At 29.0% G+C, this 15,430-nt stretch carries 16 protein-coding genes; 1 reads left to right on the top strand and 15 read right to left on the bottom strand.

All coding sequences use genetic code 11. From position 1 onward, the window contains the following. The 9 genes from Q0V08_RS01950 to Q0V08_RS01910 all read right to left on the bottom strand — a co-directional run. A partial coding sequence (locus tag Q0V08_RS01950; RefSeq protein WP_297431605.1) for a ribonuclease J occupies positions 1 to 1,196 on the bottom strand: 1,196 nt, incomplete at its 3' end. Then, positions 1,193 to 2,983: a penicillin-binding protein 2 gene (gene mrdA / locus Q0V08_RS01945; protein ID WP_297431603.1), complete on the bottom strand. Its 1,791-nt coding sequence runs from the start codon at positions 2,981 to 2,983 to the stop codon at positions 1,193 to 1,195. The genes mrdA and Q0V08_RS01950, both read right to left, overlap by 4 nt. Continuing rightward, positions 2,980 to 3,375, bottom strand: coding sequence for a hypothetical protein (locus Q0V08_RS01940; protein WP_023050282.1), 396 nt, complete (start codon positions 3,373 to 3,375; stop codon positions 2,980 to 2,982). The genes mrdA and Q0V08_RS01940 overlap by 4 nt, the downstream gene beginning before the upstream one ends. Before the next feature lie 17 nt (positions 3,376 to 3,392). Then, positions 3,393 to 4,397 (bottom strand): LytR family transcriptional regulator, encoded by a 1,005-nt coding sequence (locus Q0V08_RS01935; protein WP_297431607.1) that lies wholly within the window; start codon positions 4,395 to 4,397, stop codon positions 3,393 to 3,395. Then, a complete protein-coding gene (mtaB, locus tag Q0V08_RS01930) occupies positions 4,375 to 5,697 on the bottom strand; it encodes a tRNA (N(6)-L-threonylcarbamoyladenosine(37)-C(2))-methylthiotransferase MtaB (RefSeq protein ID WP_297431600.1) in 1,323 nt (440 codons plus the stop codon). Before mtaB ends, Q0V08_RS01935 begins: the two co-directional genes overlap by 23 nt. Continuing rightward, entirely contained in the window at positions 5,687 to 6,397 is a 711-nt protein-coding gene (locus tag Q0V08_RS01925; protein ID WP_297431598.1) for a 16S rRNA (uracil(1498)-N(3))-methyltransferase, read from the bottom strand. The genes mtaB and Q0V08_RS01925 overlap by 11 nt, the downstream gene beginning before the upstream one ends. 9 nt (positions 6,398 to 6,406) lie before the next feature. After that, a complete protein-coding gene (locus Q0V08_RS01920; protein WP_023050286.1) occupies positions 6,407 to 6,832 on the bottom strand; it encodes an Rrf2 family transcriptional regulator in 426 nt (141 codons plus the stop codon). 4 nt (positions 6,833 to 6,836) lie between these two features. Continuing rightward, the gene (ruvB, locus tag Q0V08_RS01915; protein WP_297431596.1) at positions 6,837 to 7,826 is read right to left on the bottom strand and encodes a Holliday junction branch migration DNA helicase RuvB; all 990 of its coding nucleotides are present in this window, start codon (positions 7,824 to 7,826) and stop codon (positions 6,837 to 6,839) included. Between the two features lie 9 nt (positions 7,827 to 7,835). After that, entirely contained in the window at positions 7,836 to 8,438 is a 603-nt protein-coding gene (locus Q0V08_RS01910; RefSeq protein WP_023050288.1) for a DUF445 family protein, read from the bottom strand. A 394-nt stretch (positions 8,439 to 8,832) separates the two neighbouring features. Here Q0V08_RS01910 and Q0V08_RS01905 point away from each other — a divergent pair, with 394 nt between their 5' ends. After that, a complete protein-coding gene (locus Q0V08_RS01905) occupies positions 8,833 to 10,173 on the top strand; it encodes an alanine/glycine:cation symporter family protein (RefSeq protein ID WP_297431594.1) in 1,341 nt (446 codons plus the stop codon). A 40-nt stretch (positions 10,174 to 10,213) separates the two neighbouring features. On the opposite strand, the gene rny is transcribed toward Q0V08_RS01905, so the two are convergent. From rny to obgE, 6 genes are all read right to left on the bottom strand, one after another. Then, a complete protein-coding gene (gene rny, locus Q0V08_RS01900; protein WP_297431592.1) occupies positions 10,214 to 11,779 on the bottom strand; it encodes a ribonuclease Y in 1,566 nt (521 codons plus the stop codon). Positions 11,780 to 11,800: 21 nt separating this feature from the next. Further along, positions 11,801 to 12,148, bottom strand: coding sequence for an STAS domain-containing protein (locus Q0V08_RS01895; protein ID WP_297431590.1), 348 nt, complete (start codon positions 12,146 to 12,148; stop codon positions 11,801 to 11,803). A gap of 1 nt (position 12,149) precedes the next feature. Next, on the bottom strand, positions 12,150 to 12,542 hold the full coding sequence (locus tag Q0V08_RS01890; RefSeq protein WP_297431588.1) for an ATP-binding protein: 393 nt from the start codon (positions 12,540 to 12,542) through the stop codon (positions 12,150 to 12,152). Positions 12,543 to 12,546: 4 nt separating this feature from the next. After that, on the bottom strand, positions 12,547 to 12,933 hold the full coding sequence (locus Q0V08_RS01885) for a hypothetical protein (protein ID WP_297431586.1): 387 nt from the start codon (positions 12,931 to 12,933) through the stop codon (positions 12,547 to 12,549). Between the two features lie 107 nt (positions 12,934 to 13,040). After that, a complete protein-coding gene (gene miaA / locus Q0V08_RS01880; RefSeq protein ID WP_297431584.1) occupies positions 13,041 to 13,937 on the bottom strand; it encodes a tRNA (adenosine(37)-N6)-dimethylallyltransferase MiaA in 897 nt (298 codons plus the stop codon). Between the two features lie 73 nt (positions 13,938 to 14,010). After that, positions 14,011 to 15,297, bottom strand: coding sequence for a GTPase ObgE (obgE, locus tag Q0V08_RS01875; RefSeq protein ID WP_297431583.1), 1,287 nt, complete (start codon positions 15,295 to 15,297; stop codon positions 14,011 to 14,013). Positions 15,298 to 15,430 lie beyond the last annotated feature (133 nt).

Genomic DNA, 15,430 nt, shown 5'->3' with positions numbered 1-15,430 from the left:
ATCCTAGATAGTGCTGCCATTGGCTCGCCTTGAGTTCCTGTACATAAAATAACAACTTTATTATCTCTCATTTTATCAACATCTGATAAATTTATCATAATATTTTCAGGAAGCTTTAAGTATCCTAAAGTTGCTGCTATATCAAAAACTTTAATTAAACTTCTTCCATCTATTGCAATTTTTCTTCCGTGCTCATGAGCTATATTTACAATTTGTTGAAGTCTATGCACATGAGATGCAAATGCTGCTATTATAATTCTTCCTTTTGCTTTTGCAAATTCAATTTTAAAAGCTTCTCCTACACTTCTTTCAGATGGAGTAAATCCATCTATTTCTGAGTTTGTTGAATCTGAAAGTAATAAATCTACTCCCTCTTCACCAATTTGAGCAAGTCTTAAAAAGTCTACTCCATCTCCATCAACTGGTGTTAAGTCAATTTTAAAATCTCCTGTATACATTACTCTTCCTGCTGGAGTTGTAACAACTACTGCATAAGCATCTGCAATTGAATGAGTAACTCCTACAAATTCAACTTCAAAATATTTTCCAACTCTTATCTTATCTCTTCCTTTTACTTCTCTCATTTTAGGAAGCACTTTTGAAACTTCTCCACTTTCAAACTTAGCTTTTATTAATGCTAATGTCAGTTTTCCTCCATGAAGAGGTACATTTTTATCTATTTTTTGATATAAATAAGGTACTGATCCAATGTGATCCTCATGACCATGAGTTATAAATAATCCCTTTATTTTATCTTTATTACTTTCAATATAGCTAAAATCTGGAATAACTAAATCTATTCCTAATAATCCATCATCTGGGAAAGTCACTCCAGAATCAATAATAATAATTTCATCTCTATATTGAACTAAAGTCATATTTTTTCCAATTTCATCTAATCCACCTAAAGGAATAACATACATTTTTTCCTCTTTTTCAGTTTTTAAAATTGGCTTTTTAATCTCTTCTTCAGTTTCAACTTTTTTTGCTGGAACTCTTTTTTTAGGTGCTTGTGGTCTCTGTTGTTGAGTTGTTTTAACCTCAACAGTCTTTACATCATTAATTTTTTTAGTATCGTTTAAACCTTCAACATTTGGAGCTTTCTCTCCTTGCTTTGGCTTATTATAATATTTTCTTCGTCTTGTTTTTTTCTTTGTTGCTTCTTTCTCCTTTTCAACAATATTTTCTAAATTCATTTCATCTCCTCATTGTAATATTCCAAATATTTGTCCACAAATTTTTTAGCAACTCCTCCAGCGACACGACCTCCTCCTCCAGCTCCTTCTAATAGAACTGTAAATACAATCTTTGGCTGCTTGTCTGCTGGAAAATATCCTGCAACAAGAGCATGAGTTTCATCAAATCTTGAATTCTGAGATGATCCACTTTTTGCTCCTATAACCAATCCAGGGGTTCTCAATGCTTTTGTTGTTCCGTTATCCTTTTCAACAGTATTTATTAATGCTTTATTTAAAACATCATAATACCAACTTGGATAATTTGTTTCATACAAAACCTCTGGTTTTATTTCTACTTTTTCACTACCATTTTCCATATAATCTACAACATGAGGTACATAAGCTTTTCCTCTATTTGCAAGTCCCATATAAGATACTGCAACTTGCATAGGTGTAGCCAAAAGATATCCTTGTCCTATTGATAAGATTATTGTATCTCCTTTAAACCAACCTTGTTTAAATCTTTTCTTTTTCCATTTTTCACTTGGTAATATTCCTGCTCTCTCTCCAAAAACATCTATTTTAGATAATTTACCATAACCAAAATTTCCAGCTACATCAATAATCGGTTCATGTCCAAATTGATCAGCATATTTATAATAATATGGATTTACAGATTCCACTATAGATTTTTCAAAATCAACCGTTCCATGTCCACCCTTTTTCCAAGCTCTCCAACTCCATTTTCCAATGCTATAAACACCATTGTCAAATATTTTTGTTTTAGGATCTAAACCATTATTAAAAAACGCAAAGGCTGAAAATGGCTTAAATACTGAACCCGGTGGATATTCTCCCGATATACTTTTATTTGTTAATGGCTTTCTTGGGTCATTTGTTATTTGATCCCAATCCTCTTGAGAGATTTTAGAACTAAACGTAGTCAGTGAATATGTTGGATAACTTACTAATGTCAATACTTTTCCTGTTTGAGCCTCTATTGCTACTAAAGCTCCTGATAAATTCTCCTCTTGGAAAACTTCTTCCATATACTTTTGTAATCTCATATCTAAAGATAAATGTAGATTGTATCCTGGAGTTGGATCCTTACTTTTTTCAATTTTTTGAGCTTTATTCAAAGCATTAACCTCAATATAATCATACCCAGGTTTACCCTTCATTTGAGAATCATAAATTTTTTCAATTCCAGTTTTTCCTACAATATCTCTTGGAGAGTATCCATCCTCTTTCAAATTTTCATACTCTTTTTCTGTTATCTTTTTTACATACCCAATTGTATGTGCTGCTAATGAATCATGTATATATTTTCTTTTTGAATAGCTTTGAACTTCCAAATATGAATAATCTCCAATTTTTTCCATTAATTTATGAGCTAAATCTAAATCTAAATCTTCTACAAGAATATTTTCTTTAGTATAAGGTACAATCTCTCCGTACTTTATCCTTTTTTGTAAATAATCTTCACTATATCCAGTTGCTTCACTCATTTCTTTTAATTGTTCACTAGTTACAACTCTTTGGTTCAAATATACTAATCTATATCCTAGTGTATTAGTTACAACTAATTCACCATTAGAATCATATATATTTCCTCTTTCTGCATCAATTTTTCTTAATTTAACTCTATTTTTTTGAGCTAAATAATTATATTTATCTTTTTGTAAAATTTGTAAATATGCCATTCTACTTCCTAGTAATAAAAATACTAGAAAAATAAATACTTTATATATTTCCCCTCTAAATTCGAAACTTTTTCCTAACTTTATTCCAAGATCTTTTTTCACTTAGTTGCTCTCCTCATATATAATAAATTAATTATAAAATAAAATACTGAAAGAAATAACACATTCACTATTACAAATGGACTTTTTACAAAAATTTTCCATGCTACTATTTGCAAAAGTGAAAGTATATAAAGGTTTCCAATATTATAATCAAAGTTTATAAAATATAGGTGATAAAAAATAATATTTATCCCAACGAACAAAAAAGCAAATGCAGGTTCTCTCGAATGAAGAGCTAATATAACTGCTAATAATGGAAATAAAAATGCTATTTTTTTATCTTTTCTATAAGATAAATAAGCCAAGTACGGCATTATTAAAAATCCTTTTGATGTTGTTTGAGGAATGTTATCCAATATAAAAATAAATAAAATTGAGATAAAATCTAGCATTTCCACTCCTTTTAATTCTAATCTATTAAAATATTTATCTTGTTACTTAAACTATTGTTTTCTAACATATTACTTATATTTAATTTTTTTGCAATTTTTAATGCTGTATAATAATCTTCACTATTATACTCTATCACAGATTTATCTAATTTTTTAGAATCCTCTTTTAAAGTGACATTTTTATATCCAGAACTTTCTAACTCTTTTAAAGCTGATTTAGCTTCCGCCGTTGTTCCTTTAATTTCAATTTTAAAGTCGATATCTTTTTCTTTTCCAAGTATTAATACAACACTTGCTAATGTCGGAATATCACTATCTTCTTTTATTTTAAAATATTTTTCATTTACATTAGCTAATATATTTTCAACATTTTCTTTGCTAATTTCATTGATTTTAATCAAACTATAATTTGTATTTTTTTCGTAGTTAGCTGCTGTATAAGTTAAAGCTAATTTATTTTTTAAATTTTCTCCAGTCTTTCTAGCATAACCACCTACTCCATTTGCGTTTAATATATCTACAACTAAATTTGTTGAACCTTTTAATTCTCCACCATATAAATCAGCAAATAAAGATTGCGTTCCTGATGTTAAAATGTATTTTTTATCATCTATTACCATTTCAGGGATATTTCTTGCATTTTTTACATTTAAAGCTATCTCACTATATTTTATAACTTTGTAGTTTTGAACTTTTTCAGGTAAAAAATTATTTATTGAGTCTATCACCATTTTATAGTTTTTAGAATCTACTAATTTTTTTATCGTTGTTTCCTTATCTACTTGAACATCAAAGGGTATTTTCACTGCTAGTTTATCTTCATATACTACAATAATATTATTTTTACCTATTATTGCATATCTTTCCCAATTCTCTAAATTTTTATTAGTTTTATTTAAATTATATGTTAAAAATACACCTAATATACCTATAACTATTATAGCTAATAGTAAGCCTCCTAGAGCTTTTCCTGCTTTTCTTGTCGTTTTCTTTTGTCTACTAAACCCTTTTTCCCTTCTCATTTCCAATTAGTAACTCCTTTTCTAAATTTGAAATTTCTATTTTTACTAATTCATTAACACCAGCTGTTGCTTCTGAAGTTTTTACTCTTAAATAATTTTGGCTATACCCATATGAACATCCATCTTCTTTTATCTCTTCAACTAAAACTTCTAGCTCTTTTCCTATATATTTTTCTCTTCTTTCTTTTCCCATTTCTTTTCTTAGAGTTTCTAAAATTTCAGCTCTTTTCTTTTTTACATTTCCATCAATTTTATCTGTAAATGTATTTGCTAAAGTTTTCTCTCTATCTGAATATTGGAAAACGTGTAAATCTGAGAATCCTATATTTTTTATTACTTCATATGTGTTATTAAACATTTCATCTGTTTCTCCTGGGAATCCCACGATAACATCTGCTGTATATTCCATATTTTCAACATTTTCTCTAAGCTTCAATAATCTCTCTTGAATAAGCTCTGCACCATAATTTCTTCTCATTCTTTCTAAAACTGTATTATCACAAGATTGTAATGATATATGTAGATGTGGCATTAACTTATTACTATTTTCTCTCATAATCTCTATGAATCTATCAGATATCTTATCTGGATACATCGATCCTATTCTAACTCTTTCAACACCTTCCAACTTAACTACTGTTTCTAAAAGTGTTTCTAAATTAATCTCAGAATCTAAATCTTCTCCATAAGCACCTAAATTTATTCCAATGATAATAAACTCTTTAAATCCCTCTTTTGTTAACACCTCTATCTCTTTACAGATACTTTCTAAAGAACGAGATCTGCTTTTTCCTCTACCAAATGGTATCTTACAATATGAACAGAAATTATTACATCCATCCTGTATTTTTATATACGCTCTTGACATCTCTCTTAGTGTAGCAAACTCATACTCTTCGTAAGTTCTCTCCTCAAAAATATTTTCTGTTAATACCTTCGATTTTTTATTTTCAATATCTTGGATAAAATCTACTAGACCACTTTTATTACTGTTTCCAACAACAAAATCTATCTCTTCAATCTCTAATAACTCTTTTGAATTTGTCTGAGCATAGCAACCTGTAACAATAACAATTGATTCAGGATTCATTTTTTTAGCTCTTCTTAAAACATTTCTTGTTTTTTTATCAGCTATACTTGTTACCGTACATGAATTAACAATATAAATATCTGATTTATTTTCAAAATTTTCCTCTTCGTATCCTATTTTTATTAATTGATTCTTTATACTTTCACTTTCATATTGATTAACTTTACACCCTAATGTATAGAAAGCTACTTTTTTATTATTAAAATTCATTTACTAATATTCCTCCTACTATAATTGAGGCAGTTTCAGCTCTTAATATTCTCTTCCCCAAAGATACAGGCATAACACCTTTCTCTGTTAAGAACTCAATCTCCTCTTTATCAAATCCCCCCTCTGGACCAATTATATATAAAACTTTCTTAGGTTTATTTTCAACTTTATTTAAAATGTTTCTTAATGAATTTTTATCTTCACATTCATATGGAACAAACATTAAATCATATTCTTCATAATTTAGTTCTGATAATTTTTTAGGTTCTCCAATTTCTACTAATTTAACAGCTTGACACTGTTTTGTTGCTTCTTTTACTATTAGATCCCATTTGTCTTTTTTCTCAGTAATTTTAGCTACACCTCTTTTTGTTAATAGTGGTGTTATTTTACTTACCCCAATCTCCGTTAACTTTTGAATTGTTAAGTCCATTTTATCATTTTTTAAAATTCCTATCGCTGCTTCTATATAAACTTCAGAAGAAAATCTATCTTCATTTTTTTCTAAAATTTTAGCTTCTATTATCTTCTTCTCTATATTTAAAACTTCACAAATATATTCATACTCTCCATCTACAGCTCTTATGATCTCTCCCGTTTTTATTCTAAAAGCATTTTTTAAATGGTTTATGTCATTTTTATCCACTATTTCTATTATTTCATTTGCTATATTGTCTTTAGATATTATAACACTTATCATTATAAACTCCTATATCATATCCTTATTTTTTATTAACTCTGCTAAAGTTGTTCCCTCTAAAATTTTAGTCATAGCTATATCTAGTTTGCTCCATATACAAGTTGTTGAGCACTCATCATCAACACAAGAACAATTTTTACTTTTATTATTCTCATTACAATCAATAACTTTAACTTCATCATCTAATATTTTATACAATTCATGTAGTGTAATATCTTCAGGCTCCATCGAAAGTTTATAACCTCCATTTGGACCTCTTTTCCCTTGAATTATATTTTCATTCTTTAATTTAAATAAAATTTGTTCTAAATACTGAACTGATATATCCTCTGATTCTGATATCTCCTTTATTCGAGCTAAGTTTCCTTTCTGAGAAGCTTCAGCTATGTATACTAATGCTTTTACGCCATATCTAACTTTTGTACTTATTTTCATCCTCTTACTCCTTTATCTCAAAATGATTATAAGCCTTTTCTGTAACCATTCTACCACGACTAGTTCTTTTAATATAACCAATTTTAACTAAATAGGGTTCATATACCTCTTCTATTGTTCTTCTATCTTCTCCCAACATCAAAGCTAAAGTCTCAACACCTACTGGACCACCACCATAATTTTCTATTATAGCTTTTATAATATCTCTATCTAATTCATCTAAACCTTGCTTATCTACACCTAAAATATTTAGTGCTTTTATAGCACTGCTTAAATCAACAACTCCATTTCCTTTTATTTCACAGTAATCTCTAACTCTTTTTAACAATCTATTTGCAATTCTCGGAGTTCCTCTGCTTCTTAAAGCAATCTCTTTTGCTCCCTCTTCTTCAACTTTGACACCTAAAATAGCGCCACCTCTTTTTACTATTCCTTCAAGTTCATTTTCTTTATAATAATCCATTCTATGGACTACACCAAATCTATCTCTTAAAGGAGAACTCAAAAGACCTGCTCTAGTTGTAGCTCCAATTAAAGTAAATGGTGGTAATTCTATTCTTATTGATCTTGCTGAAGGTCCTTTTCCAATAATAATATCTAACTCTCCATCTTCCATAGCTGGATATAAAATCTCTTCTACTGACGTATTCAATCTATGAATTTCATCAATAAATAGTATATCATTCTCTTCTAATGATGTTAAAATAGCCGCTAAATCTCCAGCTTTATCTAATATTGGTCCTGAAGTTATTTTTAAGTTAACTCCCATTTCTGTAGCTATTACTCCTGCTAAAGTTGTTTTCCCTAATCCAGGTGGCCCATATAAAAGAATATGATCTATACATCCACCTCTTTTTTTTGCAGCTTCTATAAAAATACTCATTTTTTCTTTTAGTGATTCTTGACCGATATATTCAGCTAATCTTTTTGGTCTAAGATTTTTTTGAACTTCTCCTTCAAATTCCAACTCTTCATTAGAAACTATCCTATCCATTTTTTCTCCTTAAATAAAAACTGTTATTACAAATTGTACAACCCCAATAAGTCCACCTAAAATAGCTCCAATTATTTCTATATGTTTCAACTCTTTCTTTGCTAAAGAAAAAGTTATTCTCTCTAGTTCTTCTAAAGAAAATCCATCTACTTTTTCAACTATAATCTCTTTAAAATCAACATTTTTTTCCAAAGTTTCAAATAACATTCCAATTATCTGATCTTTATTCTCCATTATTGATCCTTTTATAGCATCTTTTATCTTATTTAAAGCTGATTCATTTAAAAACATAGCTATCATTGGAAATCTCGTTGTTATCTCTGATGCTAACTTTTTTTCTAATATACTATCAATTACTCTTTCCATTTCAACATCTAAATTTGCATTTTCTAATTTTTTTGTTATATCATCCAATGATATTAGTTCATTTTGAATTGTATCTGCTAAAGTTATTCCTATCTCATGTCTTCTCTTAGGAATTAAACCTTGGATTTTAAAAAACCCTAAGTTTATCTCTTTATATGGTCTAAATAACATCTTTATTGCAATATAGTTCGTAACCCATCCAATCATTGATCCAATAACAATTAAAAGTAACGCTTTTACTAACATCTTCTCACCTTTTCAATTCCTTATCAGTTTTATAAATTATTATTTATTATACCATTTTATACCTATATATCCAATACATTTTTTGGGCTTTTACCTCTAAAAAAATCACTAACCTCAATTTTTTTCTTGTATTATTTTTTATTTGTGTTATAATACTCCAAATAATTATGAGGAGGAAAGTAATGAAACAAAAAATAGTTTTTAATACAAATTCATATTACTACTATTATTTAACCTAGGATTGGTATTTTTGTTTCATGAAAAAAATACGAATCCATTTTGTGTTACTTTAATAGTAGTGAGTGGATTTGTTACATAGAACTGGTAAATTACAGCCTGTGGATAAAATCCACAGGCTTTTTTGTTTTTAAAAAAATTTTAGGAGGAGTTTGTTATGTTTATTTTAGAAAGTATCGTTAATTTTTTAAATTCAATTCTTTGGGGAAAAAATATATTGGTTGTTTTACTTATTTTTTCAGGTGTTTTCTTTACAGTGAAAACTAATTTTGTTCAACTTCGGTTTTTAAAGCATATGATTAAACTTTTAACAGATAAATCAAATAGTGATTCTGAAAATCTTTCACCTTTTCAAGCCTTTTGTATAAGTACTGCAACTAGAGTTGGAGCTGGTAATTTAGCTGGTGTTGTTAGTGCAATCTCTATCGGTGGGGCAGGTTCTATTTTCTGGATGTGGGTTGTTGCATTTTTAGGTTCTGCTACAGCATTTGTAGAAACTACTTTAGCTATGATATTTAGAGAAAAAGATAAAACTGGTCATTTTTATGGTGGACCTTGCTTTTTTTTAAAAAATGGTCTTGGTAAAAAAAGTTGGGGTATTGCTTTTGTAATAACTGGTATTATTTGTTGGGCAGGAGTTTTACAAGTTGTTTCAAACTCTGTTACTGAATCATTTAATGTAGCTTTTAATATTAGCCCAATGGTTATTTCAGCTCTTCTAACACTATTAGCAGCTATTGTAATCTTCGGAAAAACAGATAAAACTGCGAAAGTTTTAGATAAAGTAGTTCCTATTATGGCTGTAATGTACCTTGTTATTGTTTTTTTTATAATCATTAAAAACTTTTCTCTTTTACCTCAGGTTTTTTCTCAAATTTTTTCAGAAGCTTTTGGAATTAGACAAGGAGTTGGAGGAACTATCGGAGCTATCATTATGCAAGGAGTTAAAAGAGGGTTATTTTCTAACGAAGCTGGAACGGGAAGTGCTCCTTGTGCAGCCGCTAGTGCTACAGTTTCTCATCCAGTTCAACAAGGATTAATCCAAAGTTTAGGTGTTTTTGTAGATACTTTTATAATTTGTACAGCTACAGCTTTAGTTATGTTACTTACTAAAGCCTCTGTTATAGATGGCTTAAATGGTATGGAATTATTACAAAAATCATTCAACTACCATTTAGGATCAACTTTTGGTGAAATATTTGTAGCTATAATACTTTTTCTTTTCTGTTTTTCTACTCTTTTAGGAATTTGCTTCTACGGAAAAGTTAATGTTAAATTTTTAACTGATAAAGAGTTTGGACAAATACTTTTTAAAATCTTCGCTCTTTCAATGATCTTCATAGGAGGAATACAACAAAATTTCTTTATGTGGAATCTTGCTGATCTTGGCTTAGCTCTTATGACTATCATTAATTTATCTGGTGTATTCCCACTATCAAAATTTGCATTCGATTCATTAAAGGATTACCAATCTAGATTTAATCCTATAAAGGCATAATAAAAAAGGAGAAAAACTTTGTTTTTCTCCTTTTTTTATTTTACTTAGCGTACTCTACAGCTCTAGTTTCTCTTAGTATTGTTACTTTTATTTGTCCTGGATACTGCATAGTTTCCTCTATTCTCTTAGCTATATCTCTCGCCATTTTTGTAGCTGCATCGTCTGATACAACTTCTGGATTTATTATAATTCTTATCTCTCTACCAGCTTGAATTGCATAAGAAGATTCTACTCCATCAAATGAAGTTGCTATCTCTTCTAGCCCTTCTAATCTTTTTAGGTATGTTGATAACGTTTCTCTTCTTGCTCCTGGTCTTGAAGCTGATATTGCATCTGATGCTTGAACTAAAATAGCCTCTACACTTTCAAATTCAACCTCATTATGGTGAGCCATAACAGCATTTATAACTGCTGGTTTTTCACCAAATTTTTTCAAGAACTCTCCTCCAATTATTGCGTGAGAAGCTTCGATATCATGATCTAAAACTTTTCCTACATCATGTAAAAGTCCAGCTCTTTTTGCTAATTTAGTATCTGCACCTAATTCAGCTGCTAAATTTGCAGCTAATTTAGCTACCTCTATTGAGTGAGTTAAAACATTTTGACCATAACTTGTTCTGTACTTTAACTTACCTAATGTTTTAATTATTTCCATATGCATTCCTGGAATTCCTAACTCTAAAAGAGCCTGTTCTCCAGCTTCAATAATATCTTTATCAATCTCTTTTCTAGATTTATTAACAACTTCTTCTATCTTACCTGGATGAATTCTTCCATCATTTATAAGTTTTTCAATTGCTCTTCTAGCAACTTCTCTTTTTACACCATCAAAACTTGATAAAACAACAGCTTCTGGAGTATCATCTATTATTATATCTACACCTGTTAAAGCTTCTATTGTTCTGATATTTCTTCCTTCTCTACCTATAATTCTACCTTTCATTTCATCATTCGGTAGATTTACAACTGATACAGTAGCATCTGCAACAAATTCTGAAGAAGCTTTTCCTATCGCTGTTGATAGAATTCTTTTTGATAATCTATCTTTTTCATCTTCTAATTTATTTTCATACTCTCTTATTGCTAAAGCAGTTTCATGAACTAAATCATCTTTTAATTTAGAAATTAACATCTCTTTAGCTTCATTTCTTGTCATTTCTGAAATTCTTTCTAAAGTTTCTTCTTGAACCTTTTTTAAATCCTCTATTTCAGTTTTCTTATTTTCTAGGTTTTGATTAATCTCTTCTAACTCTACAGCTCTACTTTCAACTTTTTCAATTTTAGACTCTAAAGTTTCCTCTTTTTTAGCTAATCTTCCCTCTTTTTGTAATAGCTCATTTTTAGCTATTTTTATCTCTTTTTCAGCTTCCTCTTTCATCTGGTAAACTGTTTCTTTCGCTTTTATTTCTATCTCTTTACTCTTTGCTAAAGATTCTTTTTCTGCTCTTTCTAATATCTCTTTAGCTTTTATTTTAGCTTTTAACTTTTCATCTTCTAAGTTATTAAGCTCCTCTATCTTCTTATCTATAGTAGATTTTTTATACATAATACTAAATATTATTGCAAACCCAACTATAGCTAATCCAACTCCTAACATTAAGTTCATAGTCTCTCCTTTTTGTAAATATTATCTAAAACTAGCTATTGCTTCTTCTTCTGTTGCATAAATATCAAATAATTCATCTAATCCAATCATCTCAAATATAGTTCTTATATGATCATTTAATCCAACTAACTTTATGTCTCCACCTAAGTCTCTTACAACTCTTAATTTTCCTCTTAATATACCCATAGCCAAGCTATTTATATGAACTAAGTCACTAAAATCTATTACAAATTTATTTATATCAAGCTCTATTTGCTTTGCTATTCTCTCTTTTAACTTTGGTGCTACCAATGCGTCTAATTCTCCACATACCTTTATTACTCTTACATCATCCACTGTTTTTTCAATTATTTCAAAATTTGTAGTCATGTTAAATTTCCTCCTTAACTCTCTTTTCAACTTTTATTTTTGTTCCATTAATCTTCTTTTCAACTTTAAAATTATCTGCCATAGCTTTTGCTAAAAAAAGCCCCATTCCGCCTTCATCTTTACTAATTTTAGACTCATCAAATCCAACGCCATTATCCTCAACTACTAAATGAATAACATCATTATTTTTTTGAAGTTCTATAATTATATCACCAGATTTATATTCATAACCATGCTCTATAACATTTGTTGCTAGTTCATCAACAATTGATAAAATTTTCATTATATCTTTTTGTTCAACTTTTTGATGTTCTAAATATGTTTTAGTCATTGCCCTAATGATAGAAAGATTTTTTAAAGAGGATGGAACATACAGCTTTATTTCATTCTGCATTTTTTCACCTTCTCTCTGTAAATTTGGTTATTTTCCAATCACCATTTAAATATTTATACTCTACGTTAAAATAAAGAATTTCTTCACCAAACCTAATCCCTATAGTATTTTCGCCTAAATTTTTAGAAATTTCTGGTTTTGTAAAGTATAACTTTACTTTAGACAAGTCATATTCTGAAAGTTTATTTATAGCATATCTCTCACTAAATGAGACATCCAAGCTTTCTTTTAATCTTGTCGTATTGTTCACCTGTAAATCTTTTTGAATAAGCTCTAATTTAGATACCAACTTTTCGTCAATATTTGATAAATTTTCATTATATCCTTTATCTAAATTTGAACAAGAAGCAGTCAAAATCATTAAAAATATAACATAAATCTTCTTTATCATCCAACACTTCCTTTTAAAGCTTTTCTGTACAATAATACCATACGAATACTTTTTTATCAAGACTATTATTTTCGGTAATTTTATGAAATAGTAGAGTAATTAAACCTTTATAAGGCATTAAACCTTTGTAAAATATCTGAAAAAATTTCATCTTGAGTCATTTTATCTAAATCATACCAAATGTACTCATGATCATTTTTAAACCATGTAAATTGCCTTTTAGCATAATTTCTTGAATTTTTCTTTATTAACTCTTTAGCATCTTCTAAAGTTAACTCTTGATTTATATATGAAATTAACTCTGAATAACCTATGATATTTATTTTTTTTAATACATCTCCATATTTTTCATAGAGATATTTTACCTCTTCTAAAAGTCCATTTTGCATCATTATTTCTACTCTTAAATTTATTCTATCATATAAATATTCTCTATCTCTTTCTAAAGCAACTTTTAAAAATTTAAAATTGTTTCCTTTTATATTCTTTTTAGATAAAATTGAGAACTTTTCCCCAGTTTGATAGAAAACTTCTACTGCTCTTTCAACTCTTCTTTTATTATTAGGATGAATATTCTCTGCACTTTCTGGATCAATCTCTTTTAAAATTTCAAAAAGTTTATCTCCATCTTCACTCATTAATTTTTCTCTTATAGTTGGATTACTTTCTGGTAATGCAGATAATCCTCTTACTACTGAATCTATATAAAGGCCAGTTCCCCCAACTAATAAAATATTTTTTTCTTCATTCGAATTTAATATTTCATCAACTTTTCTCTGATAATCACCAACACTATATTTTTTTACAGGTTCAACAACATCAATCATATGATGTACAATCCCTTGCATCTCATCCTCTGCTATTTTGGCTGTTCCTATATTCATCTCTTCATACACTTGTGCAGAATCTGCCGAGATAATTTCAGCATTTAAAGCTTTTGCTAATTTTATTGATAATTCTGTTTTTCCTACTCCTGTAGGTCCGGCTATAACTATCCCTTTCAATTTTTCACCTCTAAATTTTTTAAATAGATAAAAAAGCTGAACCTAATGGCTCAGCTTAATAAATAATTTTTCATTACTCAACGAAATCAAATTCTGTATCAGCAATTCTTACTGTATCTCCATCTTCAACACCAGCATCTTTTAAAGCATCTTCTAGTCCTAAATTTCTAAGCATATGTAAGAATGTAACAACTGACTCATCATCATGAGTTATGATATATTTAGCTAGCACGCCATCAACAATTGATCCGTCAACAACAAATACTCCATCTTCATCTTGTGTTACAACAAATGGTTCTTTTCTAGTTTTATTAGCTTTCAATACATCAATAATGTCAGCTTCTTCCTCTAGTTCTTCTCTCTCTGTTTCTTGTAAAACATGCCAAGTTCTATTTAAAACCTCTTTTAATCCATCACCTAAAATAACAGATACTGGGAACACTTCATTTCCTTGTGCTTCCACATGAGATTTAAACTCTTCATATTTATCCATATCCCAAATTAAATCCATTTTATTTGCCAAAACAATTTGTTTCTTATTTGCTAATTTTTCACTAAACTTTACTAACTCATTATTTATTCTCTCATAATCTTCAATTGGATCTCTTCCTTCAATTCCAGCCACATCTACTATATGATATATCATTTTACATCTTTCTATATGCTTTAAGAATTTATCTCCTAATCCTACTCCTTCATGAGCTCCTTCTATTAGCCCTGGTATATCTGCTACAACAAACGATCTACCTTCACCAAGTCTAACAACTCCTAATTTAGGCTCTAAAGTAGTAAAATGATAGTTTCCAACTTTAGATTTAGCTGCTGATATTTTATTTATTAAACTTGACTTTCCAACAGAAGGGTATCCAACTAACGCAACATCTGCTAAAAGTTTTAACTCTAATTTAACTCTTAACTCTACACCTTCTTTTCCTTTTCCAGCCATTGTTGGTGTTCTTCTAATTGAATTTTTGAAGTTTGTATTTCCTAAACCTCCTCTACCTCCTCTTAAAAGAACTCTTTCTTCACCAGGTATACTCATATCTAAAAGTAATTTTCCTGTTTCCATATCTCTTACTTGAGTTCCGATTGGAACTTTTATTACCAAGTTTTCTCCAAATTTTCCAAACATGTTTTTCTTTGCACCATTTTCACCGTTTTCTGCTTGGAACAGTTTTTTGTATTTGAAGTCTATTAGTGTATTTATATTAGAGTCAGCTACGAAAACTACGTCTCCTCCTCTACCTCCATCTCCACCATCTGGACCTCCAAATTGTATGCACTTTTCTCTTCTAAAAGTAGCGGCACCATCTCCACCGTTACCTGCTTTTACCGTTATAATTACCTCATCTATAAACACAGTTATCTCCTCCAAATATATTCAATCTATAATATAAATTCTAATTCATTTCAATGCGTTAATTGTTATATTCTACACCTTTTTCTAATATTTTGCAATTAATTTTACTATAGTTTTTATTTAATATTTCTCA

The organism is uncultured Cetobacterium sp. (genome assembly GCF_947038635.1).
Lineage (GTDB): Bacteria > Fusobacteriota > Fusobacteriia > Fusobacteriales > Fusobacteriaceae > Cetobacterium_A.
The sequence above is the reverse complement of the archived record's forward strand: the minus strand, read 5'-3'. Positions and strand labels throughout refer to the sequence as shown.